The following is a 24,349-nucleotide window of genomic DNA, read 5'->3' on the forward strand; positions in this document are numbered from 1 at the left end:
ACTGGAGCTGACAACGGAGGAACCGCTATGTCACATGATCCTTTCCAGGAACGCGAAGCCGAAAAATACGCGAATCCAATCCCAAGCCGCGAGTTCATCATTGAACACTTAACAAAGCGCGAAAAACCCGCCAATCGTGAAGAACTTGCCGTTGAATTAAACATTGAAGGTGAAGAGCAAATTGAAGCCCTTCGCCGCCGCCTGCGTGCCATGGAGCGCGACGGGCAACTGGTCTTTACCCGCCGCCAGTGCTACGCCCTGCCTGAACGTCTTGATCTGCTGAAAGGGATCGTCATTGGTCACCGTGACGGCTACGGTTTCCTGCGCGTGGAAGGACGTAAAGACGACCTGTACCTGTCATCCGAACAGATGAAGATGTGCATTCATGGCGATCAAATTCTGGCTCAGCCACTGGGTGCCGATCGTAAAGGTCGTCGCGAAGCGCGCGTGGTGCGCATTCTTGTACCGAAGACCAGCCAGATTGTCGGCCGCTATTTTACCGATGCAGGCGTGGGTTTTGTGGTGCCGGATGATAGCCGCCTGAGTTTCGATATCCTGATCCCGCCTGAAGAAGTCATGGGCGCGCGGATGGGCTTTGTGGTCGTCGTCGAACTGACCCAGCGCCCGACTCGTCGCACCAAAGCGGTAGGTAAAATTGTTGAAGTGCTTGGCGATAACATGGGCACGGGTATGGCGGTTGATATGGCGCTGCGTACCCATGAAATCCCCTATGTATGGCCAAAAGCCGTTGAAGAGCAGATTGTCGGCCTGAAAGAAGTGGTGCCGGAAGAGTCCAAAGCAGGCCGCGTGGACCTGCGCTCCCTGCCGCTGGTCACGATTGATGGTGAAGATGCGCGTGACTTCGATGACGCCGTGTACTGCGAGAAAAAACGCGGTGGCGGCTGGCGCCTGTGGGTGGCTATCGCCGACGTAAGCTATTACGTTCGCCCGCATACGCCGCTGGATAATGAAGCCCGCAGCCGTGGTACATCGGTTTACTTCCCGTCCCAGGTTGTACCGATGCTGCCGGAAGTACTCTCTAACGGCCTGTGCTCCCTGAACCCGCAGGTTGATCGCCTGTGTATGGTGTGTGAGATGACTATCTCCACCAAAGGCCGCTTAACCGGTTATAAGTTCTACGAAGCGGTGATGAGCTCTCATGCGCGTCTGACCTATACCAAGGTCTGGCATATGCTCCAGGGCGACCAGGATCTGCGTGAACAATACGCACCGCTGGTCAAACACATCGAAGAACTGCACAACCTTTACAAGACGCTGGATCAGGCGCGCGAAGAGCGCGGCGGGATCTCGTTTGAAAGCGAAGAGGCGAAGTTTATCTTCAACGCCGAACGTCGTATCGAGCGTATTGAGCAGACGCAGCGTAACGATGCGCACAAACTGATTGAAGAGTGCATGATTCTGGCGAACATCTCAGCGGCGCGTTTCGTTGAAAAAGCCAAAGAGCCAGCACTGTTCCGTATCCACGATAAACCAAGCACCGAAGCGATTACCGCATTCCGTACTGTTCTGGCCGAGCTGGGTCTTGAACTGCCGGGCGGCAACAAGCCGGAGCCGCGTGATTATGCTGAACTGCTGGAGTCCATCGGCGACCGCCCTGACGCAGAAATGCTGCAAACCATGCTGCTACGCTCTATGAAGCAAGCGATTTACGATCCGGAAAACCGGGGTCACTTTGGCCTGGCGTTGCAGTCGTATGCACACTTCACGTCCCCTATCCGCCGTTATCCGGATCTCTCCCTGCACCGTGCGATTAAGTATCTGCTGGCGCAGGAGCAGGGGCATAAGGGCAACACTACGGAAACGGGTGGTTATCACTACTCGATGGAAGAGATGCTGCAACTGGGCCAGCACTGCTCCATGACCGAACGCCGCGCTGATGAAGCCACGCGTGAAGTCTCCGACTGGCTGAAATGCGACTTTATGCTGGATCAGGTCGGTAACGTCTTCAAGGGCGTGATTGCCAGCGTGACCGGCTTTGGTTTCTTTGTCCGTCTCGACGATCTGTTTATCGATGGCCTGGTACATGTGTCCAGTCTGGATAACGACTACTACCGCTTTGACCAGGTTGGCCAGCGTCTGATTGGCGAATCCGGCGGCCAGACTTATCGCCTGGGCGATCGTGTCGAAGTGAAAGTCGAAGCCGTTAATATGGACGAGCGTAAAATCGACTTTAGCCTGATTTCCAGCGAGCGTGGCCCACGTAATGTTGGCAAAACTGCGCGTGAGAAAGCCAAAAAAGGCGGCAACGGTAACACCAGCGGCAAGCGTCGCCAGGCTGGTAAAAAGGTAAACTTTGAGCCGGACAGCGCCTTCCGTGGCGAAAAGAAAAAGAAACCGAAGGCCGCGAAGAAAGAAGCTCGCTCAGCGAAAAAGCCTTCCGCTAAGACCCAAAAAATTGCTGCCGCCACCAAAGCGAAGCGCGCGGCGAAGAAAACGCAGGCGGAGTAATTCCGCCCCTCACCCTGACCCTCTCCCCACGGGGAGAGGGAAAAGTATCGTTATAATGAGAACCATCAATGAGTGAAATGATTTACGGCATCCACGCGGTGCAAGCCCTGCTGGAGCGCGCGCCGGAGCGTTTTCAGGAAGTCTTTATTCTGAAAGGGCGTGAAGATAAACGTCTGATGCCGCTTATCCACGCGCTTGAAGCTCAGGGCGTGGTGATCCAGCTGGCGAACCGCCAGTTCCTGGATGAGAAAAGCGAAGGCGCGGTTCACCAGGGCATTATTGCGCGCGTGAAGCCGGGCCGTCAGTATCAGGAAAACGATCTGCCGGATCTGATTGCCGAACTGGATAACCCGTTCTTCCTGATCCTGGACGGCGTGACCGATCCGCACAACCTGGGCGCGTGTCTGCGTAGTGCTGATGCGGCCGGTGTGCACGCGGTTATCGTGCCAAAAGATCGCTCTGCACAGCTGAACGCCACGGCCAAAAAAGTGGCCTGCGGCGCGGCAGAGAACGTTCCGCTGATCCGTGTTACCAACCTGGCGCGTACCATGCGTCTGCTTCAGGAAGAGAACATCTGGATCGTGGGCACCGCGGGTGAAGCCGACCATACTCTGTATCAGAGCAAAATGACCGGTCGTCTGGCACTGGTGATGGGTGCAGAGGGTGAAGGAATGCGTCGCCTGACGCGCGAACACTGCGATGAGCTGATCAGCATCCCGATGGCGGGCAGCGTGTCGTCTCTGAACGTGTCTGTGGCCACAGGTATTTGCCTGTTTGAAGCAGTGCGTCAGCGCGGAGAATAAACAGCAAGGCCGTCCGATGGACGGCCTTTTGTGTTTTCTCCCTCTCCCGGTGGGAGAGGGCCGGGGTGAGGGCACCAGACGGTGACAGCATTACTCCTCCAGTGACCGCAAATGGTCATCCTTTCTGAGCGTCATCAGTGCCACAATACTCACCACCGCCGTTGCCATGACGTAATACGCCGGAATGTCCAGGTTGCCTGTCTCTTTAATCAGCCCGGTGATAATCAAACCCGCACAGCCCGAAAAAATAGCGTTTGAGAGCGAGTAGGCCAGCCCAAGCCCGGTATAACGCACGCGGGTCGGGAACATCTCGGAGAGCATCGCAGGCCCCGGCCCTGCCAGCATTCCCACCAGACCGCCTGCAACCAGCACTACAATTGCTTTTACCGCCAGCGTGCTGGACTCTGCCTGGAGGATTTTAAGCAGCGGCAAGGCGAGGATCAGAAGCAGCCCGGTGGCAATGAGCATCACGGTACGTCGGCCGATCCGGTCGCTCAGGATCCCCGACGGAATGATGGTCAGTGCAAAGCCGATATTGGAAATCACCGCAATCAACAATGCCTGATTAAACCCGGTATGCAGCGCAGACTGGAGGTAGGTGGGCATGATCACCAGATAGGTATAGCCCGCTGCCGACCACACCATGACCCGGCCAATCCCCATCACGATGGCTTTCAGCGTCGCCGCAGTGTGAGCCTGAGCGACAACCGGCTTTTCCTGTTGCTGGACGAAGCTTGGCGTCTCTTCCATGCTCACGCGCAGCCACAGGGCAACTGCGCCCATCGGCAGAGCCAGGAAGAACGGAATACGCCAGCCCCAGTCGTGCAGTGCCTCCGGGGTAAGCAACGCAGAGAGGAGGGCGACAATACCCGCACCCGCCAGCAGCCCCAGCGCCACGGTGAAAGATTGCCATGCGCCGTACAGGCCACGTTTGCCTCGTGGAGCAAACTCGGTCATTAGCGAGACCGCGCCACCGTATTCACCCCCGGCGAACAGCCCCTGCAATATGCGAAGCAACGTCATCATCAGCGGTGCGGCAATCCCGATGCTCGCATACACTGGCACAATACCAATCGCGGCGGTGGCGAGCGTCATCAGCACCAGGACTATAATCAGCGTGGGTTTGCGGCCAATCCTGTCACCTATCCGGCCGAACACGACGGCACCGAGCGGGCGAAAGAAGAAGGCGATGGCAAACGAGGCGTAGGTGAGGATCAGGCTGGTCAGCCCCGCGTCCCCTTCCAGCTGGAAGAAGTTCTTCGCAATCACGGTCGCCAGAAAACCGTACACCGCAAATTCATACCATTCGATGAAATTACCTATAGAGCCGGCAATGAGTGCGCGCTTGTGCGCATCCGGCGCAAAGTGTGAAGGTTGCATAAGGATCCTCACTGGAAGAGTAAGAATAAATTATTCAACAAATAATCGGTGATGAAATAGTTTATTCTTATGTTATGTGAGCTATTTCACGAATGATTTCAGTGGGATTGCCACCCTGTGACCCCACTCCCATGCAGCGTTAGCCTGTGCTGTCCATACTTACCTTCATTGCCACTGAAGGAGGGACACAACATGAACTGGCAAACGCATACGGTTTTTAATCAGCCTGTGCCGCTTTCCAACAGCAATCTTTTCCTCTCGGATTGCGCTTTGCGTGAAGCGGTAAACCGCGAAGGGGCGGAGTGGGACATGGAACTGCTCGCCAGCATCGGCCAGCAGTTGGGTACGGCAGAATCCCTGGAGCTTGGCAGGCTGGCGAACGTCAATCCGCCGGAACTTCTGCGCTATGACGCCACGGGCGAACGGCTGGATGATGTGCGTTTTCACCCTGCCTGGCATTTACTGATGCAGGGGCTATGTGCCAACCGGGTTCACAACCTGGCGTGGGAAGAGGACGCGCGCAAAGGCTCGTTCGTTGCCAGGGCGGCACGCTTTATCCTCCATGCGCAGGTAGAAGCGGGTACGCTTTGCCCCGTCACCATGACCTTCGCCGCCACGCCGTTGCTTCAGCAGGCACTGCCCAAAATCTTTCGTGACTGGCTCACGCCTTTGCACAGCGATCGCTATGACCCGCATCTCGCGCCAGGTGGACAAAAGCGTGGGGTGTTGATTGGTATGGGGATGACCGAAAAACAGGGCGGTTCGGATGTTCTCAGCAATACCACCAAAGCGGAGAAAAGCAGTGACGGCAGTTACCGGCTGGTGGGCCACAAATGGTTTTTCTCGGTGCCACAAAGTGACGCGCACCTGGTGCTGGCCCAGGCGAAAGGGGGGTTATCCTGCTTTTTTGTCCCGCGCTTTTTACCTGACGGGCAGCGCAATGCCGTACGTCTGGAGCGGCTGAAAGATAAGCTGGGCAACCGCTCCAACGCCAGCAGCGAAGTGGAGCTTCTGGACGCCGTCGGCTGGCTTTTGGGTGAAGAGGGCGAAGGGATTCGACAAATCCTCAGGATGGGCGGCATGACGCGCTTCGACTGCGCGCTTGGCAGCCACGGCCTGATGCGCCGGGCGTTGTCTGTGGCGCTGTACCATGCCCATCAGCGACAGACATTTGGTAAGAACCTTATCGATCAGCCTTTAATGCGCGATGTACTGAGCCGGATGGCGCTGGTGCTTGAGGGACAAACCGCGCTGCTGTTTCGCCTTGCCCGTGCCTGGGACTCGCGGGAAGACGTGCAGGAAGCGGCCTGGGCGCGGCTTTTCACCCCAGCAGCAAAATATGGCGTGTGCAAAGCTGGTATCCCGTTTGTGGCGGAGGCGATGGAGGTGCTGGGCGGGATTGGCTATTGCGAAGAGAGTGAACTTCCACGCCTGTACCGGGAAATGCCGGTGAACAGCATCTGGGAAGGCTCGGGCAACATCATGTGCCTGGATGTTCTGCGAGTACTGACAAAGCAGCCCGGCATTCTTGAGCTGCTCACCGACGATTTTGTGCAGGTAAAAGGGCAGGATCGGCATTTTGATCGTAGCTGGCGTCAGCTTCAGCAAAAACTGCGTAAACCTCAGGAGGCGCAGAGCAGGGAGATCACGCAACAGCTCTTTTTGCTGGGCGCCGGAAGCCAGATGCTGCGGCACGCATCGCCGCCGGTCGCGCAGGCGTGGTGCCGCATGATGCTCGATACCCGTGGCGGCTCACTTCTGAGCGAACAGGTACAGAATGACCTGCTGCTGCGTGCCACGGGCAGGGTGGGTTAGTCTTTTAACTGGAACAGGCTGACCAGTTGGGTAAGGTGTGAGCCTTTCTCACGCAGCGTTTGTGCGGTTTGCTCGCTGCGTGAAACGCGGTCGGCGTTGATATGTGAAGCTTCGCCAATGTGCGTCATGGCAAGGTTAACCTGATGGATCCCCGCCGACTGCTCGTGGGAAGCGTGGTTAATCTCCGTGACCAGCTGGCTGATGTTATCGATATGAAGGATGATGGCATCCATCGCCAGACGCGTCTGTTCAGACAGCGCGTGGCCTTCGCTCACTTTATTCAGCGTGTCGCCAATCAGCTGCTCAATCTCTTTCACCGCATTGGCACTACGTGCTGCCAGGGCGCGAACTTCTTGCGCCACCACGGCGAAACCCTTGCCATGCTCCCCGGCGCGCGCCGCCTCAACCGCCGCATTGAGCGCCAGAATATTGGTCTGAAATGCAATTGATTCAATCACGCGCGTGATGTCTTCGATACGTTTCGATGCGTCGCGAATATCATCCATGGTGGCTACCGCGTGGGTGACCGTCTTGCCGCCCTGATGCACGGCCTGTGAGGTTTCGCCCACCAGTTGCTGTGTTTGCTCCATGTTGGCAGCATTTTGCTGCACGGTCGCGGCAAGTTGCTCCATGCTGGCCGATGTCTCTTCCACGCTGCTGGCCTGTTTGTTGATCTGCTCTGAGATCTCCCCGCTATCCGAGGCCAGTGCGTTCGTGCCCATGTGGATCTCGCCCGCGGCTTCCCGAACCTGAAGCACGATTTTTTGTAATCCGGCACCGATCCCGTTAATGGCGGTGATCAACTGGCCCACTTCATCACGACGGGTGACGGGGAGGTTGGCGCGGAGGTCGCCAGCGGCATATTGACGTGCCAGGTGGATAACATCGCGCAGCGGGCGCGTCAGCATCCTGCGAATGATAAGGACAAACAGGCCCGCGAAGAGCGCGGATAACACCACGCCCGCCAGCAGGAAACGGTCACGTAACGTCGTCACGCTGGCGAGAAGTACCGATTTATCCACTTCGCCCACAATGGTCCAGTTCCAGCCAGGCATCGGCGTCCAGGCCATTTTCAAGGTGCGGCCATCATCGCTTTCGCGTTCCAGCGTGCCGGATTTATCGCTCATCAACTGCTGCTGGATTGCGTTGCTCCACTTAGGTAACTGGCCCTCTTCGCTGGAATGGAACAGGAATTGCCCGTGTGTTTTTCCGTTGCTGCGATCCAGAACAAAGAAATGGCCGCTCTCACCCAGACGGCGGTTGAGGATTTTCTCGCGCATGACGTTCCAGGAGTGGGTGATATCCACGCCGACGAACATAATGGCAATGACCTGGCCATCGCTGTTTTTAACGGGTTGATATTGGGTGATGTAGCGTTTGCCGAATAGCAATGCCAGGCCGCGATACACTTCGCCCTTGCTAACGGCGGCAAAGGCCGGGCTTGCCGTGTCCAGCACGGTGCCAATGGCCCGATCGCCGTTTTCCTTGCGCAGCGAGGTGGCCACGCGGACAAAGTCGTTACCGCTGCGTACAAACAGGGTTGAGATAGCGCCTGTACGGCTCAGAAAGTCGTCAGAAAGGCTATTATTTTCATGAAGTTCCGTTTCACCACCTTTCAGCAGGGGGACGTTCATCCCATTGATTGTGCGATTCTGGCTATTATCGATGTTGAGCGGCTGAGGTAAAAAGGTGCTGAACAGTCGGGTATAACTTTCAACCTCTTCGCTCAGGCTGGTGTTAAACATTTGAACCATATCAACCATGCCGGTGGACTGGTTGTGCAGGTCTTCGACTGCAAGGGCTTCAAGCTGCTGGCTGGTTTTATGGCTAAGCAGAAAAGTGAAGAACAGGAAAAGAATAGCGACACTCACGCCGGTAAGCAGCGATAGCTTAGTGCCCAGACCCGCACGGCGGAAAAAACTGTTCATAAATTGCTCATTATTGAAAAGGTATGGCTCTTCAACGGCAGGGCAGAGATAACATTTATCTTCTTAATGTAACAAAATGTTATTCAATTGTTTTTGAATGATTTATTAAAGGATAAAAGATTTGCAAAAACGAAAAGCCACTAAAAATAAGTGGCTTTTATCTGGAGGAATTACACATAGAGAATGGCCTGTACCCGCCACTGATCGACGTGGTTATCTTCCTGCATCTGGATGATGCGATACCAGGAAGCACCCTGTTCATCTGCTTTTAATGCAACTACACGTTCAACGTCTTGCGGGCTCCCCGAAATGTTATTCACGGAGATCTGGCCAATTTCATTGAGGCCAGTAACACAATCAGCACTGGCGAATTCAGCTGACTGCGCAGTCGTGCTCACAAGGCCTGCTGAGAGCAACAGAGAGGTCAAAGCAAGAGTTCGTTTCATCGTCAGCTCCATTTCACATGTCTCCGGTATCCGCCGGGCAATCCTTCGCGAATAAACTCACTTCCATTGTTGCGGGCATGGAGTTTATTGTGGACAGGAAAATGTCTATGGACGCAAAGCAGTGTAAATGTCGTTCAAATGAAGCCCATTACTTACGGTACAAAATCGCCTGTGAGTACCACTGTCCCGTAATGATGGTTTCATCAACCATGATGATCACGTAATAATCTGCTTTTGCAGCGACGGCCTGGGCTTTTATTGCGGCTTGCGCATCATCCGGGGAGCCGCGAACAAGCGCGGAAACAGTACCCATTCGTTGTAATCCTTCCGTCTGATTACGACGAATTTCCTGCGGGTGATCGGCAACCGGGGGAGCGGGTTGTGGCGTGCCTTGCAGCGCGCTACAGCCACTAAGCAGTGACACCAGCAATAAAGCAGCAAACCTGCGCATAACCATATCTCGTTTCCTGATAGCCATAGTGTAGTTGTCTGTAAATTTAGTTTTGGGGGAATGTTCCCGAAGTGTTATCTGGGGCGTAAATTTCGAATGAAAATGTCGTGAAAGCGTAACCCAGTTCTCAACATTATGAATCATTCAATTGCAAAGGATCGACAATGATAGAACTTGAAACACAACGACTCGGTGACCACGAAATTTTACATGCTTTTCCGGCGGGAAAAGGTCAGCAACCGTTGCCCGTTGTGGTTTTTTATCATGGGTTTACTTCATCTAAGCTGGTTTACAGCTACTTTGCGGTCGCGCTGGCGCAGGCCGGTTTTCGTGTGGTAATGCCGGATGCCCCCGATCACGGCGCACGCTTTACGGGTGATGAACAGGCTCGTCTTGGGCAGTTCTGGCAAATCCTTCACGGCAGCCTTAACGAGTTCGCCGCGCTGCGAGATGCATTGCACCAGGCGGGGCTGGTGGCGGATAACCGTCTGGCGGTGGCAGGGGCATCAATGGGGGGCATGACGGCTCTTGGGATCATGGCCCATCATCCAGAGGTGAAATCTGTGGCCTGCCTGATGGGTTCCGGATATTTCACTTCCCTCTCGCAGACGCTGTTCCCACCTCGCGAGCAGGATGATGTTGAGGCTGTGATGGCGGCACTGGCGCAATGGGAGGTAACCCATGCATTGCCACAGCTGGCGAGCAGGCCGCTATTCCTGTGGCACGGCGAAGCAGACGACATTGTGCCTGCCGTTGAAACCTTCCGCTTGCAGCAGGCACTCAAAAGCGAAGGGCTGGACGGGAAGTTAACCTGCCAGTGGGAAGCCGGTGTGCGGCACCGCATTACGCCATCCGCGCTGGATGCCACGGTCGCGTTTTTCCGTAAGCACCTTTAAACGCGCAGGATTGTGACGCCCTGATCTTCCAGCTTCTGGAGGATTACGGGATCGGCATTTTTCCCGGTGATCACCATGTCGATCTGCTCTGCGCGGCTAAACAGCATTCCGGCGCGCTCACCCACTTTGCTGCTATCGACCAGCACAACAAGCTTGCCCACTACGTTAAGCATGTTTTGCTCTGCCATCGCCGTCAGCATATCAGTTTTATACAGGCCTTCAGCGGTAAGGCCCTTGCCGCTGGTAAACATCCAGTGTCCGGCGTAGAGGCTGTTTTCGCTGTCCTGTGGGCTTAGCGTGATGGACTGGCTTTTGTTGTATTGACCGCCCATGATCACCACGCTTTCATGCTCCTGGTCGATAAGATAGTTGGCCAGCGGCAGATAATTAGTAATGATCTGTACCGGTTTCCCGCACATCTCCCGCCCCAGCAGAAACGCAGTCGAGCCACAGTTGATCACCACGCTCTCTCCGGGATTCACCAGCTGCGAAGCCGCTCTGGCGATACGCACTTTTTCATCGTGATTCAGCGCCTGATGGATGTTCATTGGCGTCCAGCGTGGGCGCTGCTGGCTAATGGCCTCTGCACCGTTGCGGACTTTTTTCAGTTTGCCGCTTTCATCCAGCTTGTTGATATCTCGTCGTGCCGTCGCCGGGGAAATTCCTAAACGATCGATGACGTTCTCGACGGTGACAAACCCTGTTTGCGCCAGGAGTTCCAGTAAAATTTGATGCCGTTGCGCTTCCGTCATGAGCTATTCCGATAAAAATTGATTTGAAAAGATGATATTTGAAATAGCGTGAAATTACTAAGCTAAATATGAAATAGCCAGACACAGAGGTCTGGCTATTTGGCTTCAAAATCAGAGGAAGGACTTGAACGGCAGGTCAGGCTCAATGGTAAAGCAATCATCAAAACCACGTGGATAGTGGTATTCAAGATTGTCTTTGTCCAGCGGCCAGGTGAACTTGCCACCGACCTGCCAGATGAATGGCTTGAAGCCGTATTTCAGGCGGTCTTTTTTCATTTCCCACAGTACGCGGATTTCCTGCGGGTCGGCCTGGAAGTTTGACCAGATATCGTGGTGGAACGGGATCACCACTTTGGTGTTCAGCGCTTCCGCCATGCGCAGCATATCGGCGCTGGTCATTTTGTCGGTGATACCGCGCGGGTTTTCACCGTAGGAACCCAGCGCGACATCAATCTGGTGCTCGTTGCCGTGCTTCGCGTAGTAGTTGGAGTAGTGGGAATCGCCGCTGTGATAGAGGGAACCGCCAGGGGTTTTAAACAGGTAGTTCACCGCGCGTTCGTCCATGCCGTCTGGCAGCACGCCTGCTGCTTTCTGGTCTGCCGGCAGGGTAATCAGGGCAGTACGGTCAAAGGCATCCAGCGCGTGGATCTCAACGTCTTTGATTTTCACCACATCACCCGGCTTCATTACGATGCAACGCTCTTTTGGCACACCCCAGCCGATCCATAAATCAACGCAGGTTTGCGGCCCAATGAACGGAACGTCATCAGCACAGTTTTTCATGACCGCAGCGGCCACGTTCACGTCGATATGATCGTTGTGATCGTGCGTAGACAGAACCGCATCAATCTGACGAATGGCGAACGGGTCGAGCACAAATGGCGTGGTACGCAGATTTGGCTGGAGCTTTTCCACACCTGCCATACGCTGCATCTGGTGACCTTTTTTCATCAGCGGGTTGCCGTGGCTCTGTTTGCCCGTGCCGCACCAGAAATCGACACAAATATTCGCACCACCTTCTGATTTCAGCCAGATGCCGGTGCAGCCCAGCCACCACATTGCAAACGTGCCTGGAGCAACTTGTTCCTGCTCAATCTCTTCGTTCAGCCAGCAACCCCATTCCGGGAAGGTGCTCAGAATCCATGATTCACGGGTGATGGTGTTCACTTTACTCATCGTTTTGACTCCTGGTATTAATCAAAAGTAATCATATGGTGATTTGTTGTGATTAACTCTGGCACTCTTTGAACCGCTTTGCAACGGGTAAATCGCGGAAAATTATCTTTGCGACATCACGTAAAATCCGTTTTTAGGTTGCTAATATATCAGTTATTAAACATCAACCTAATGAATTATAAGGGTTAAATTATTCCACTAACGCAGTAATGAAAATCATTACTAACACCGTGGAAATAAATTGCGTGATGCGTCACAAATAATCAAATGCAATCTTGTGGTGATTATTTGTGATTACTAGAGTGGTGGCACCAACCACACAGGGATTGCCCCTCGTGTTCTCATTTCTGGAGAGAGTTATGGAGATCCTCTACAACGTCTTTACCGTATTTTTTAATCAGGTAATGACTAACGCCCCGCTGTTGCTGGGTATCGTGACGTGCCTGGGCTACATCCTTCTGCGTAAAAGCGTCAGCGTGATTATCAAAGGCACCATTAAAACGATTATCGGTTTTATGTTGTTACAGGCAGGGTCCGGCATTTTAACGGGCACATTTAAGCCTGTGGTCGCCAAAATGTCGGAAGTGTACGGCATCAATGGCGCCATCTCTGACACCTACGCCTCAATGATGGCTACCATCGATCGTATGGGTGATGCATATAGTTGGGTGGGGTACGCCGTGCTGCTCGCACTGGCGCTGAACATTATTTATGTTCTGCTGCGGCGTATCACCGGTATCCGCACCATCATGCTGACCGGCCACATCATGTTCCAGCAGGCCGGTCTGATTGCCGTGTCTCTCTATATCTTCGGTTATCCGATGTGGACAACGATCATCTGCACCGCGATTCTGGTTTCGCTGTATTGGGGGATCACCTCCAATATGATGTACAAGCCAACGCAAGACGTGACCGATGGCTGCGGTTTCTCAATCGGTCACCAGCAGCAGTTCGCGTCCTGGATTGCCTACAAAGTCGCGCCATTCCTGGGGAAAAAAGAAGAGAGTGTTGAAGATCTTAAGCTCCCTGGCTGGCTGAATATCTTCCATGACAACATCGTTTCTACCGCGATTGTGATGACCATTTTCTTCGGGGCGATCCTGCTCTCTTTCGGCATCGACGTTGTCCAGGCGATGGCGGGCAAAACGCACTGGACAGTCTACATCCTGCAAACCGGCTTCTCGTTCGCGGTGGCGATTTTCATCATCACCCAGGGTGTGCGTATGTTCGTGGCTGAGCTGTCAGAAGCCTTCAACGGTATCTCCCAACGTCTGATCCCTGGCGCTGTCCTGGCAATTGACTGCGCCGCTATCTATAGCTTTGCGCCGAACGCCGTCGTCTGGGGCTTTATGTGGGGCACCATCGGTCAGTTGATTGCCGTCGGCATTCTGGTGGGCTGTGGCTCCTCAATCCTGATTATTCCTGGCTTTATCCCGATGTTCTTCTCCAACGCCACTATCGGCGTCTTTGCTAACCACTTTGGCGGCTGGCGCGCGGCGCTCAAGATTTGCCTGGTGATGGGCATGATCGAGATCTTCGGTTGCGTGTGGGCCGTCAAGCTCACCGGCATGAGCGCCTGGATGGGCATGGCGGACTGGTCAATTCTGGCACCGCCGATGATGCAGGGCTTTGCCTCTGTCGGGCTGGTCTTTATGGCCGTCATCATCCTGATTGCACTGACTTATATGTTCTTCGCTGGCCGTTCGCTGCGAGCTGAAGAAGATGCGGAAAAACAAACAGCAGAAGTGTCTGCTCACTAAGGAGTTTCGATTATGACCGTACGTATCCTGGCTGTGTGTGGCAATGGGCAAGGTAGCTCCATGATCATGAAGATGAAAGTGGACCAGTTTTTAACCCAGTCAAACATCGACCACACGGTGAACAGCTGCGCAGTGGGTGAATACAAAAGTGAACTGAACGGCGCGGACATCATCATCGCCTCTACCCATATCGCTGGGGAGATCACCGTGACGGGCAATAAATATGTGGTGGGTGTTCGCAATATGCTGTCGCCCGCTGACTTTGGTCCAAAACTTCTGGAAGTGATCCACGCGCACTTCCCACAAGACGTGAAGTAAGGATGCCACATGAAACTACGTGATTCGCTGGCAGACAATAACTCCATCCTTTTACAGGCCGAAGCCAGCACCTGGCAGGAAGCGGTCAAGCTGAGCGTGGATCTGCTGGTTAAGGCTGACGTTGTCGAGCCGCGTTATTACCAGGCCATTCTTGATGGTGTTGCGCAGCACGGCCCGTATTTCGTCATTGCGCCAGGGCTGGCAATGCCGCATGGCCGCCCGGAAGAGGGCGTCAAAAAAACAGGTTTCGCGCTGGTGACATTAAAAGAGCCGCTGGTGTTCAACCATGAAGATAACGACCCGGTCGATATTCTGATCACCATGGCGGCCGTTGATGCCAACACCCATCAGGAAGTCGGCATCATGCAGATCGTCAATCTGTTTGATGATGAAGCCAATTTTGACCGTTTACGCGCCTGCCGTACCGAGCAGGAAGTGCTGGATTTAATTGATAACGCCACTGCGGCGGCTGTTTAAAAGGAACACACAAAATGTCATTACCAATGTTGCAGGTTGCGCTGGATAACCAAACGCTGTCCCACGCTTATGAAACCACCCGCCTGATTGCAGAAGAAGTGGACATCATTGAAGTCGGCACCATCCTTTGCGTAGGCGAAGGCGTTCGCGCCGTCCGCGACCTGAAAGCGCTCTATCCGCATAAAATCGTGCTGGCGGATGCCAAAATCGCTGATGCAGGCAAAATTCTTTCTCGCATGTGTTTTGAAGCCAATGCTGACTGGGTCACCGTTATCTGTTGTGCGGATATCAACACCGCCAAAGGCGCGCTGGACGTGGCAAAAGAGTTCAACGGCGACGTGCAGATTGAGCTGACCGGCTTCTGGACCTGGGAGCAGGCGCAGGAGTGGCGCGATGCGGGCATTCAGCAGGTGGTTTACCACCGTAGCCGTGATGCGCAGGCGGCGGGTGTGGCCTGGGGCGACGCGGATATCAGTGCCATCAAGCGTCTGGCGGATATGGGCTTCAAAGTCACCGTGACCGGCGGCCTGGCGCTGGAAGACCTGCCGCTGTTCCAGGGCATTCCCATTCACGTCTTTATTGCTGGCCGTAGCATCCGTGATGCGGTGTCTCCGGTGGAAGCTGCGCGTCAGTTCAAACGTTCAATCGCTCAGCTTTGGGGCTAAGGAGCGGGTATGTTGTCTAAACAAGTCCCGCTTGGCATTTACGAAAAGGCACTCCCTGCGGGGGAGTGCTGGATTGAGCGGTTAAAGCTGGCAAAATTGCTGGGTTTTGATTTTGTCGAAATGTCAGTGGATGAAACTGACGAGCGCCTGTCCCGCCTCGACTGGAGCCGTGAACAACGTCTGGCGCTGGTGCAGGCCGTAGCCGAAACGGGCGTGCGCGTGCCGTCTATGTGTCTGAGCGCTCACCGTCGTTTTCCCCTTGGCAGTGAAGATGATGCCGTGCGCGCACAGGGGCTGGAGATCATGCGTAAAGCTATCCGCTTTGCGCAGGATGTCGGTATTCGCGTTATCCAGCTTGCCGGATATGACGTCTATTATCAGGAAGCCAACGATGAGACGCGCCGTCGTTTCCGTGACGGGCTGAAAGAGAGCGTGGAAATGGCCAGCCGTGCGCAGGTGACGCTGGCGATGGAGATCATGGACTATCCGCTGATGAACTCCATCAGCAAGGCGCTGGGTTACGCGCACTACCTGAATAACCCCTGGTTCCAGCTTTATCCTGATATCGGCAATCTGTCGGCGTGGGATAACGATGTACAGATGGAGTTGCAGGCGGGGATGGGGCATATCGTGGCGGTACACGTCAAAGATACGCGTCCGGGTGTGTTCAAAAATGTTCCGTTCGGCACCGGGGTGGTGGATTTCGAACGGTGCTTCGAGACGCTCAAGCAGACCGGCTATTGCGGGCCCTATCTGATTGAGATGTGGAGTGAAACATCGGACGACCCGGCGGGTGAAGTGGCAAAAGCCCGAGACTGGGTGCGCGAGCGCATGGCGCGGGCAGGGCTACTGGAGGCCGGGCATGAAGCAGCTTAAACAGCAGGTCTTTGACGCCAATATGGATCTCCCGCGTTATGGCCTGGTGACGTTTACCTGGGGTAACGTCAGCGCTATCGATCGCGAGCGAGGGCTGATTGCAATCAAGCCCAGCGGCGTAGCGTATGAGGCCATGCAAGCTGACGATATGGTGGTGGTCAATCTTGACGGAAATGTTGTTGAGGGCAAATGGCGGCCTTCTTCCGATACTGCTACTCATCTGGCACTTTACCGGCGTTATCCGTCTCTTGGCGGCGTTGTGCATACGCACTCAACGCATGCCACGGCCTGGGCGCAGGCAGGTCTGGCAATACCGGCACTGGGAACTACGCATGCCGATTACTTCTTTGGCGACATCCCCTGCACGCGCGCATTAACGGCTGCTGAAGTCGAAGGTGAATACGAGCTAAATACCGGGAAAGTGATTATCGAAACGCTGGGTGAACGTGAGCCACTGCATACGCCGGGTATTGTGGTCTATCAGCACGGCCCATTTGCATGGGGAAAAGATGCCCATGATGCTGTTCATAACGCGGTGGTGATGGAAGAAGTGGCGCGAATGGCGTGGATTGCCCGCGGGATTAATCCCCATCTCCAGGGCATAGATGATTACCTGATGAACAAACATTTCATGCGCAAGCATGGCCCAAATGCTTACTACGGGCAGAAGTGAATAAGTGCTCTGGAATACCGAAAAACAGTTGTAACCGGTGGTATTTCAGAGCCATTCGCAAAAAAAAAGCCCCCGGGCAGGGGGCAAGTCAAACTATGGCTATGTTGTCTTTGTTGGCTTTCCTGGTGCTAGCGTTAAAGCGTTATCGGTAGATATCTGCACTTGCATGCATGTTGCCGTTGCTGCCGGGCTCACGCATCAGAATGACGTGATAGTATTTTGCACCCTGGGCATCGGTTTCTTCGTTAATTGCCTGATCTGCTTCACTTTCAGTGGCGAAATTATGATTGATGTAGATTACGCCTAAGCTTTGCACATCATCCATGTTTCTGGCCTGCCGGCCGTCTATCTTGATGGCTGCCATCGCGTTTGCACTAAGCAAAAGCGCAGCCATAATGGCGATTGCGATTTTTTTCATGATATGCGCTCCACGACTGCGTGCTGTGTGACGGTTGAAACATCTCCTTTTGCCTTTGGATGAACTCTGATTAAAGTTTAATCGCTTCTCAGAAGGGGATTGGTGACCATTTCTGATGCTGTTGTTCAAAAAAACAACGCTTCCTGATGTGATTAATTTTAAATCATCCACTTAGTTCATCTTTACGCTTTGTGCGAATTTTTTGCGCAATCAGCTTGAGTTTCCGGGGGCACGCAAGTATTATGACGCGTCAATTTTTCAGCCGACCTTTAACACGTTCCTTGCCTCCCCGGGCCTCGGCTGACCCAGACAGGAGGCTGAATAATCCGTAAGGAGCAATTCGATGCGTCATTACGAAATCGTTTTTATGGTCCATCCTGACCAGAGCGAACAGGTTCCGGGTATGATCGAGCGTTACTCTGCTGCCATCACTGGTGCAGAAGGTACGATCCACCGTCTGGAAGACTGGGGCCGCCGTCAGCTGGCTTACCCGATCAACAAACTGCACAAAGCACACTACGTTCTGATGAACGTTGAAGCGCCGCAGGAAGTGATCGATGAGCTGGAAACTACCTTCCGCTTCAACGATGCCGTTATCCGCAGCATGGTTATGCGTACCAAAAACGCAGTTACCGAAGCATCTCCGATGGTTAAAGCGAAAGACGAGCGCCGTGAGCGTCGCGATGATTTCGCAAACGAAACCGCAGATGATTCTGATGCTGGGGATTCTGAAGAGTAATTTCTGATGACCAACCGTCTGGTGTTGTCAGGCACTGTGTGCAGGACCCCCCTTCGAAAGGTCAGTCCATCAGGAATTCCGCATTGCCAGTTCGTGCTTGAGCATCGTTCTGTGCAAGAGGAAGCCGGGTTTCACCGGCAGGCGTGGTGCCAAATGCCCGTTATTATTAGCGGACACGAAAACCAGGCCATTACTCACAGTATAACGGTCGGTAGTGCAGTAATCGTTCAGGGGTTCATTTCTTGCCACAAGGCAAAGAACGGCCTGAGCAAAATGGTTCTGCATGCCGAGCAGATTGATTTGATAGATTCTGGAGACTAGCCATATGGCACGTTATTTCCGTCGTCGCAAGTTCTGCCGTTTCACCGCGGAAGGCGTTCAAGAGATCGACTATAAAGATATCGCAACGCTGAAAAACTACATCACCGAAAGCGGTAAGATTGTCCCAAGCCGTATCACCGGTACTCGTGCAAAATACCAGCGTCAGCTGGCTCGCGCTATCAAACGCGCTCGCTACCTGTCCCTGCTGCCGTACACTGATCGTCATCAGTAATCGGGCACAGTCCATTAATACGACTTTAAGAGGATAAGGTAATGCAAGTTATTCTGCTTGATAAAGTAGCAAACCTGGGCAGCCTGGGTGATCAGGTTAACGTTAAAGCGGGTTACGCACGTAACTTCCTGGTTCCACAGGGTAAAGCTGTTCCAGCTACTAAGAAAAACGTAGAGTTTTTCGAAGCACGTCGTGCTGAACTGGAAGCCAAACTGGCTGACGTTCTGGCGGCTGCTAACGCTCGCGCTGAAGCAATCAACGCACTGGGCACCGTTACCATCGCGTCTAAAGCTGGCGACGAAGGTAAACTGTTCGGTTCCATCGGTACCCGCGATATCGCTGATGCAGTTTCTGCAGCAGGCGTTAAAGTGGCGAAGAGCGAAGTTCGCATGCCGAACGGCGTTCTGCGTACCACTGGTGAGCACGAAGTTGACTTCCAGGTTCACAGCGAAGTGTTCGCTAAACTGGTTGTTAACGTTGTAGCTGAGTAATTTTTTACTCTGCTCTCGTCGAAGCGCCGGCCTTGTGCCGGCGTTTTGCTTTTTAAGGCTACCCGAAATCATCTTTTCTTCTTGTATGGTAGCTATTCCTGACGCATTCTCAGATAATAAAATGAAACGCAATTTTATCTTTGAGATTTGCTATGGACACCCCCTTATCCGTACCGATTTTCGCCCGTAAAAATGTCGCTTATGCCTGTGCCACCCTGTGCTGTTTACTCTGGGGAAGCTCTTACCCGGCAATAAAAAGTGGTTATGAACTCTTTAGCATTGCGACTGATGATATTCCGTCAAAAGTTGTCTTCGCCGGATACCGTTTTCTTTTCGCGGGGCTGATCCTGTTGCTGTTTGCTCTGGCGCAGCGCAAGCCTATCGCCCGGCTGACAACAAAGCAGTTCGGCCAGCTCACTCTTCTTGGGCTGACCCAGACATCGATTCAGTATACCTTCTTCTATATAGGGCTGGCCTACACGACAGGCGTCAACGGCTCGATCATGAATGCCACTGGCACTTTCTTTAGCGTGTTGCTGGCGCATTTCATCTATCACAACGACAAGCTCAGCTATAACAAGACACTGGGCTGTATTTTGGGGTTTGCCGGGGTCATGCTGGTCAACTTCCACAGTGGGTTAAGTGAATTCCACTTTGTCTGGAACGGCGATGGCTTCGTGGTGCTGGCGGCCTTTATTCTTTCTGCCGCCACGCTATACGGGAAACGCATCTCCCAGACGGTCGATCCAACGGTAATGACGGGCTGGCAGCTTGCTATCGGTGGTGCGGTACTGGTGGCTGGCGGCTACGCAACGGGCGGTACGCTGGAAGTGCATAGCCTGAAGGCCGTAGCGGTGCTCGGCTATCTGACGTTGCTTTCCTCGGTGGCTTTCGCGCTGTGGAGCGTGTTACTGAAGGTGAACCGCGTCAGTATGATCGCACCGTTCAACTTCGTTGTGCCGGTGGCAGGGACGGTGCTTTCCGCGATTTTCCTCGGTGAGAATATCCTGGATATCAAATACGCGGTGGCGCTGGTGCTGGTGTGCTCAGGGATTTGGTGGGTAAATAAGCGCAGTGCCTGAGAAGAACATGGCCGGGTGCGGTTTCGCCTTACCCGGCCTGTAAGTTAACGTGCTCTGATAAAACTGCCATCGGGCTGGCGCGTAAACAGCACCTGCTGACCATTTCCGGTATCAATCGTTAACCCGGTCACGACACCGCTGGCATTCTGGCGGATCTGCACCATCTGGCCATTCTGTAAATTGCTAAGCGGTTTACCCGCCCCTTCAACCTGTGCCATGGCATAGACATCTGTTGGCGGCAGGTTATGGTCGCGGAACAGCTGCGCGAGCGTTTTACCCGGCTCTACACGATACGAGCGCCATTGCTGCTCGATACCTGTCGGTTGCTGGGTTTGCGGTTGTTCAGGAGCCGATGCCTGCTCCTGTGGTTGTTCGTCTTGTACTGGCTCTGGCTCAACGGGAGCGACCTGGCCCGGATCGTTAGAGGGGGTGACCAGCTGAGTCTGCATTGGCTGAGGGTCTGGCTGCGGCTGCGCCTGAGACTGGATATCCAGCTGCGCGTTGCGGGCGACTGGCGCGCTATCGCTGTTATCGCCACCAGAAGGAAGCAGGAAGCCCAGAATAACCAGCAGCGCCCCAATGATGATGCCTTTGCGATGCAAAGATGGCAGCGGGTCCATGAGGCGAAAATTGTCTGGTGCTTGCCAGATTTTCGCCAGGGTAGGTTTCAGTTCAAATCGCCCGGGCATGGCTTTCCTCCTGCTCCGCGTCTTTTTTATCCTGTCCTGAGAAGTGTAGTTTGCTAACTGCCTGAAGGGCGTAACAAAGTCGGCTTCCGTGACACATATTTAGGAAATATCCTGACGGGCTCTATTGTTTCTGTTTCCCCGCGATTTGTCATCTTAACTTAAGACAAAGTTTTACCCGATGGGGTGTGACTGTTATGCTGCCCGCTACTTTAAATGTGATGGAAGGAAAACCCATGACCACCCCGACTTTTGACACCATCGAAGCGCAGGCAAGCTACGGTATCGGCTTGCAGGTAGGACAGCAGCTGAGCGAATCCGGCCTGGAAGGACTGTTACCGGAAGCGCTGGTGGCGGGTATCGCTGACGCGCTGGAAGGCAAACACCCTGCTGTTCCTGTCGATGTTGTGCACCGTGCGCTGCGCGAAATCCACGAACGTGCTGACGCCGTACGTCGCTCACGTTTCGAAGAGATGGCAGCAGAAGGCGTTAAATTCCTGGAAGAGAACCGCGAGCGCGAAGGCGTGAACAGCACCGAATCTGGCCTCCAGTTCCGCGTAATCAACCAGGGCGAGGGCGCAATTCCGGCTCGTACTGACCACGTTCGCGTGCATTACACCGGTAAGCTTATCGACGGTACTGTGTTTGACAGCTCTGTTGCGCGCGGCGAACCGGCTGAATTCCCGGTAAATGGCGTTATCGCTGGCTGGATCGAAGCGCTGACCCTGATGCCAGTGGGTTCCAAATGGGAACTGACTATCCCGCAAAACCTGGCCTACGGCGAGCGTGGCGCCGGCGCGTCTATCCCGCCATTCAGCACCCTGGTGTTTGAAGTCGAGCTGCTGGAAATCCTGTAATCGGCTTTTCTTATTTCCTCTCTCCGCCCGGGGAGAGGAAAATAGTGATAAAACCTATAGTTACGACGGAATCAATATTTTATCTTGCAAACGAAACTGTTGCGTGTATTTTTGTGAGCTGTTTCGCGCTGTATGAGTGATATGACACTCACTTTCAACATATTGTTAACATAATATCCAATTCATAGTATTCATCCCGCCGATTCTTACCTAATATCGATTAGCCCTTACACGGGGAACGTCATTTTTTTGACGTATTTAAAGGCCAGAAGAGCCTTAACAACACAGACAGGCATAAACAGGAAAATATCACATGGTAGATCAGGTCAAAGTCGTCGCTGAAGAAGAAGCGCCGTCTGAACAGTCGCTACGGCGCAATCTCACAAACCGTCATATTCAGCTTATTGCCATCGGGGGTGCCATTGGTACCGGGCTGTTTATGGGGTCGGGCAAAACCATCAGTCTTGCCGGGCCGTCGATCATCTTCGTTTATATGATCATTGGTTTTATGCTCTTCTTCGTGATGCGCGCAATGGGTGAATTGCTGCTCTCGAATCTCGAATATAAATCCTTCAGCGACTTCGCATCCGACCTGTTAGGGCCGTGGGCAGGTTATTTTACGGGCTGGACTTACTGGTTCTGCTGGGTTGTCACAGGGATGGCCGACGTGGTTGCCATTACCGCATACGCCCAGTTCTGGTTCCCCGGCCTTTCTGACTGGGTGGCATCGCTGGCGGTGATTGTTCTGCTGCTGAGCCTCAACCTGGCTACCGTGAAAATGTTCGGTGAAATGGAGTTCTGGTTTGCGATGATCAAAATCGTCGCCATCGTGGGGCTGATTGTGGTGGGGCTGGTCATGGTTCTCACGCACTTCCAGTCGCCTACGGGGGTTCAGGCTTCCTTTACCCATCTGTGGAATGACGGTGGCTGGTTCCCGAAAGGGCTGAGCGGCTTCTTTGCCGGCTTCCAGATTGCGGTGTTTGCGTTTGTGGGTATTGAGCTGGTGGGCACCACCGCTGCGGAAACCAAAGATCCGGAGAAATCCCTGCCTCGTGCCATCAACTCCATCCCCGTGCGTATCATTATGTTCTACGTGTTCGCGCTGATTATCATCATGTCGGTCACGCCGTGGAGTTCTGTTGTGCCAACCAAGAGCCCGTTCGTCGAGCTGTTTGTGCTGGTGGGTCTGCCGGCGGCGGCAAGCCTGATTAACTTCGTGGTGCTGACCTCTGCGGCCTCTTCGGCAAACAGCGGCGTGTTCTCTACCAGCCGTATGCTGTTTGGCCTGGCGCAGGAAGGTGTTGCGCCGAGCGCGTTCGCGAAATTGTCTAAGCGTGCGGTACCGGCGAAAGGGCTGACCTTCTCCTGTATGTGTCTGTTGGGCGGCGTGGTGATGCTCTACGTTAACCCGAGCGTGATTGGCGCGTTCACCATGATCACCACGGTGTCTGCGATCCTGTTCATGTTTGTCTGGACCATCATCCTGTGTTCATACCTGGTGTACCGCAAACAGCGTCCGCACCTGCATGAAAAATCGATCTACAAGATGCCGCTGGGCAAGCTGATGTGCTGGGTGTGCATGGCGTTCTTCGCGTTCGTTATCGTGCTGCTGACGCTGGAAGATGATACCCGTCAGGCGTTGATTGTTACGCCGCTTTGGTTCATCGCGCTGGGTCTGGGCTGGCTGTTTATCGGTAAGAAACGCATGGCAGGCGTAAGGTAAAAGCAAAACGGCAACCTCGGTTGCCGTTTTTAGTTTTTGCGCCCTCTCCCTGTGAGAGAGGGTTGGGGTGAGGGCATCATGCCGCAGCGGCCTTTTTTATTCACCTGCTAATGCACGCGGGAAAAGAACGTTATTTTCAAGGCTGATGTGTTCCATCAGATCGTCGATCATTTCGTTAATGCCGTTGTACATCGCTTTCCAGGTGGTGCAGGCTTCTGGCGGCGGAGTGACGTTGTTGGTGGTGTGTTTGATCACTTCCAGCAGTTCGCCCGCATCGTCGTGCTCGCTTTCCATCACGCTGATTGGCCCCATCGCCTGGCTACCCATTCCCTGTTTGATCATCGGGAAGAGGATTTGCTCTTCTTTCATCATGTGGCTGGAAAGTTCTTCATGCAGCATGGTCAGGTATTTTGCCAGACCGCGTGGAACTGAAGGTTTGTCAGCATGAACACGTTCAACTTTGGTCGCCTGTAAAATCAGTTCTGGCAGCTGTTCACGGTGACGGTCGTGGTAACGCACGATGATGTGGTCGATGATCTCTGCAAGCTCAACCTTGCGCCAGTCTTTCTCGACAGGCTGCTCGGCCAGTTTTGCCAGCTCCGCTTCGATAATCTCTACATCCAGCTCTTTGCGCGAAGCTGCGCGCGCCAGTGTTTGCTTACCGCCGCAGCAGTAATCCATGTCGTATTTACGAAACAGCGCAGAAGCGCGAGGGATGGAGAGCGCCAGCTCGCCGAGTGGTTTGTCGCGGAAGGCCATAGCAGTTACCTCATCATCAATAATATAAGATGCATTTTAAATGCATCTTTAAGCCGATACTATAACCCTTTAGTGGCACGCACGAAAATGTGAGGGGAATCACAAAAATTTCTTATGTTTTAAGCTTCTGAATGAATTCAAAAAATTCCAGGTAAG

26 protein-coding genes are annotated in these 24,349 nt (G+C 53.8%); 17 read left to right on the top strand and 9 right to left on the bottom strand.

All coding sequences use genetic code 11. The annotated features are described in order from the left end of the window. Positions 1 to 27 precede the first annotated feature (27 nt). Both rnr and rlmB read left to right on the top strand, forming a co-directional pair. Positions 28 to 2,469 carry a ribonuclease R gene (gene rnr / locus M987_RS07925; protein ID WP_014068621.1) on the top strand — a complete coding sequence of 814 codons (2,442 nt, stop codon included), beginning with the start codon at positions 28 to 30 and terminating at the stop codon, positions 2,467 to 2,469. 68 nt (positions 2,470 to 2,537) lie between these two features. Then, on the top strand, positions 2,538 to 3,272 hold the full coding sequence (gene rlmB / locus M987_RS07930) for a 23S rRNA (guanosine(2251)-2'-O)-methyltransferase RlmB (protein ID WP_010427468.1): 735 nt from the start codon (positions 2,538 to 2,540) through the stop codon (positions 3,270 to 3,272). A 90-nt stretch (positions 3,273 to 3,362) separates the two neighbouring features. On the opposite strand, the gene M987_RS07935 is transcribed toward rlmB, so the two are convergent. Beyond that, positions 3,363 to 4,652, bottom strand: coding sequence for an MFS transporter (locus tag M987_RS07935; protein WP_014068622.1), 1,290 nt, complete (start codon positions 4,650 to 4,652; stop codon positions 3,363 to 3,365). Positions 4,653 to 4,844: 192 nt separating this feature from the next. Here M987_RS07935 and M987_RS07940 point away from each other — a divergent pair, with 192 nt between their 5' ends. Further along, complete coding sequence (locus tag M987_RS07940; protein ID WP_014068623.1) at positions 4,845 to 6,467, top strand: isovaleryl-CoA dehydrogenase; 1,623 nt, start codon at positions 4,845 to 4,847, stop codon at positions 6,465 to 6,467. Here M987_RS07940 and M987_RS07945 read toward each other — a convergent pair. The 3 genes from M987_RS07945 to bsmA form a co-directional block, all read right to left on the bottom strand. Then, positions 6,464 to 8,395 carry a methyl-accepting chemotaxis protein gene (locus M987_RS07945; protein ID WP_014068624.1) on the bottom strand — a complete coding sequence of 644 codons (1,932 nt, stop codon included), beginning with the start codon at positions 8,393 to 8,395 and terminating at the stop codon, positions 6,464 to 6,466. The genes M987_RS07940 and M987_RS07945 overlap by 4 nt on opposite strands. Before the next feature lie 170 nt (positions 8,396 to 8,565). Next, positions 8,566 to 8,853, bottom strand: coding sequence for a DUF1471 family protease activator YjfN (yjfN, locus tag M987_RS07950; RefSeq protein ID WP_014068625.1), 288 nt, complete (start codon positions 8,851 to 8,853; stop codon positions 8,566 to 8,568). Between the two features lie 136 nt (positions 8,854 to 8,989). Then, positions 8,990 to 9,319 (bottom strand): biofilm peroxide resistance protein BsmA, encoded by a 330-nt coding sequence (gene bsmA / locus M987_RS07955; protein WP_014068626.1) that lies wholly within the window; start codon positions 9,317 to 9,319, stop codon positions 8,990 to 8,992. 137 nt (positions 9,320 to 9,456) lie between these two features. Here bsmA and yjfP point away from each other — a divergent pair, with 137 nt between their 5' ends. Next, the gene (gene yjfP / locus M987_RS07960) at positions 9,457 to 10,188 is read left to right on the top strand and encodes an esterase (protein WP_014068627.1); all 732 of its coding nucleotides are present in this window, start codon (positions 9,457 to 9,459) and stop codon (positions 10,186 to 10,188) included. Here yjfP and ulaR read toward each other — a convergent pair. Then, entirely contained in the window at positions 10,185 to 10,940 is a 756-nt protein-coding gene (gene ulaR, locus M987_RS07965; RefSeq protein WP_014068628.1) for an HTH-type transcriptional regulator UlaR, read from the bottom strand. The genes yjfP and ulaR overlap by 4 nt on opposite strands. Before the next feature lie 111 nt (positions 10,941 to 11,051). Further along, positions 11,052 to 12,116, bottom strand: coding sequence for an L-ascorbate 6-phosphate lactonase (ulaG, locus tag M987_RS07970; RefSeq protein ID WP_014068629.1), 1,065 nt, complete (start codon positions 12,114 to 12,116; stop codon positions 11,052 to 11,054). A 359-nt stretch (positions 12,117 to 12,475) separates the two neighbouring features. Here ulaG and ulaA point away from each other — a divergent pair, with 359 nt between their 5' ends. From ulaA to M987_RS08000, 6 genes are read left to right on the top strand one after another with little or no spacing between them, the layout of a single operon-like run. After that, the gene (ulaA, locus tag M987_RS07975) at positions 12,476 to 13,876 is read left to right on the top strand and encodes a PTS ascorbate transporter subunit IIC (RefSeq protein WP_014068630.1); all 1,401 of its coding nucleotides are present in this window, start codon (positions 12,476 to 12,478) and stop codon (positions 13,874 to 13,876) included. 12 nt (positions 13,877 to 13,888) lie between these two features. Beyond that, entirely contained in the window at positions 13,889 to 14,194 is a 306-nt protein-coding gene (gene ulaB / locus M987_RS07980) for a PTS ascorbate transporter subunit IIB (protein WP_014068631.1), read from the top strand. A 9-nt stretch (positions 14,195 to 14,203) separates the two neighbouring features. Then, positions 14,204 to 14,671 (top strand): PTS ascorbate transporter subunit IIA, encoded by a 468-nt coding sequence (gene ulaC, locus M987_RS07985; RefSeq protein ID WP_014068632.1) that lies wholly within the window; start codon positions 14,204 to 14,206, stop codon positions 14,669 to 14,671. 14 nt (positions 14,672 to 14,685) lie between these two features. Continuing rightward, entirely contained in the window at positions 14,686 to 15,336 is a 651-nt protein-coding gene (ulaD, locus tag M987_RS07990) for a 3-keto-L-gulonate-6-phosphate decarboxylase UlaD (RefSeq protein WP_014068633.1), read from the top strand. A 9-nt stretch (positions 15,337 to 15,345) separates the two neighbouring features. Beyond that, positions 15,346 to 16,212, top strand: a complete 867-nt coding sequence (locus M987_RS07995) for an L-ribulose-5-phosphate 3-epimerase (protein ID WP_014068634.1) — start codon at positions 15,346 to 15,348, stop codon at positions 16,210 to 16,212. After that, entirely contained in the window at positions 16,199 to 16,885 is a 687-nt protein-coding gene (locus tag M987_RS08000) for an L-ribulose-5-phosphate 4-epimerase (RefSeq protein ID WP_014068635.1), read from the top strand. Before M987_RS07995 ends, M987_RS08000 begins: the two co-directional genes overlap by 14 nt. A gap of 142 nt (positions 16,886 to 17,027) precedes the next feature. Here M987_RS08000 and yjfY read toward each other — a convergent pair whose 3' ends face one another. Further along, the gene (gene yjfY, locus M987_RS08005; RefSeq protein WP_014068636.1) at positions 17,028 to 17,303 is read right to left on the bottom strand and encodes a DUF1471 family protein YjfY; all 276 of its coding nucleotides are present in this window, start codon (positions 17,301 to 17,303) and stop codon (positions 17,028 to 17,030) included. Between the two features lie 343 nt (positions 17,304 to 17,646). Between yjfY and rpsF the strand changes: the two genes are divergently transcribed. The 5 genes from rpsF (at position 17,647) to M987_RS08030 (ending at position 20,168) form a co-directional block, all read left to right on the top strand. Beyond that, complete coding sequence (gene rpsF / locus M987_RS08010; protein WP_014068637.1) at positions 17,647 to 18,042, top strand: 30S ribosomal protein S6; 396 nt, start codon at positions 17,647 to 17,649, stop codon at positions 18,040 to 18,042. 6 nt (positions 18,043 to 18,048) lie between these two features. Continuing rightward, positions 18,049 to 18,363 (top strand): primosomal replication protein N, encoded by a 315-nt coding sequence (priB, locus tag M987_RS08015; RefSeq protein ID WP_014068638.1) that lies wholly within the window; start codon positions 18,049 to 18,051, stop codon positions 18,361 to 18,363. 4 nt (positions 18,364 to 18,367) lie between these two features. Continuing rightward, positions 18,368 to 18,595 carry a 30S ribosomal protein S18 gene (rpsR, locus tag M987_RS08020; protein WP_000135199.1) on the top strand — a complete coding sequence of 76 codons (228 nt, stop codon included), beginning with the start codon at positions 18,368 to 18,370 and terminating at the stop codon, positions 18,593 to 18,595. A 41-nt stretch (positions 18,596 to 18,636) separates the two neighbouring features. Next, positions 18,637 to 19,086 (top strand): 50S ribosomal protein L9, encoded by a 450-nt coding sequence (gene rplI, locus M987_RS08025; protein ID WP_014068639.1) that lies wholly within the window; start codon positions 18,637 to 18,639, stop codon positions 19,084 to 19,086. A 152-nt stretch (positions 19,087 to 19,238) separates the two neighbouring features. Next, positions 19,239 to 20,168 carry a DMT family transporter gene (locus M987_RS08030; RefSeq protein WP_014068640.1) on the top strand — a complete coding sequence of 310 codons (930 nt, stop codon included), beginning with the start codon at positions 19,239 to 19,241 and terminating at the stop codon, positions 20,166 to 20,168. A 44-nt stretch (positions 20,169 to 20,212) separates the two neighbouring features. Here M987_RS08030 and M987_RS08035 read toward each other — a convergent pair whose 3' ends face one another. After that, positions 20,213 to 20,857: a LysM-like peptidoglycan-binding domain-containing protein gene (locus M987_RS08035; RefSeq protein WP_014068641.1), complete on the bottom strand. Its 645-nt coding sequence runs from the start codon at positions 20,855 to 20,857 to the stop codon at positions 20,213 to 20,215. Positions 20,858 to 21,090: 233 nt separating this feature from the next. On the opposite strand from M987_RS08035, the gene bamJ reads away from it, so the two are divergent. Further along, positions 21,091 to 21,711 carry a BamJ family beta-barrel-assembly machinery protein gene (bamJ, locus tag M987_RS08040; protein WP_014068642.1) on the top strand — a complete coding sequence of 207 codons (621 nt, stop codon included), beginning with the start codon at positions 21,091 to 21,093 and terminating at the stop codon, positions 21,709 to 21,711. Positions 21,712 to 22,024: 313 nt separating this feature from the next. Continuing rightward, positions 22,025 to 23,434 (top strand): D-serine/D-alanine/glycine transporter, encoded by a 1,410-nt coding sequence (gene cycA / locus M987_RS08045; RefSeq protein WP_014068643.1) that lies wholly within the window; start codon positions 22,025 to 22,027, stop codon positions 23,432 to 23,434. Positions 23,435 to 23,530: 96 nt separating this feature from the next. Here the strand turns inward: cycA and ytfE are convergent, their stop codons facing one another. After that, a complete protein-coding gene (ytfE, locus tag M987_RS08050) occupies positions 23,531 to 24,193 on the bottom strand; it encodes an iron-sulfur cluster repair protein YtfE (RefSeq protein WP_014068644.1) in 663 nt (220 codons plus the stop codon). Positions 24,194 to 24,349 lie beyond the last annotated feature (156 nt).

Source organism: Enterobacter soli ATCC BAA-2102, assembly GCF_001654845.1.
Classification (GTDB): domain Bacteria; phylum Pseudomonadota; class Gammaproteobacteria; order Enterobacterales; family Enterobacteriaceae; genus Enterobacter; species Enterobacter soli.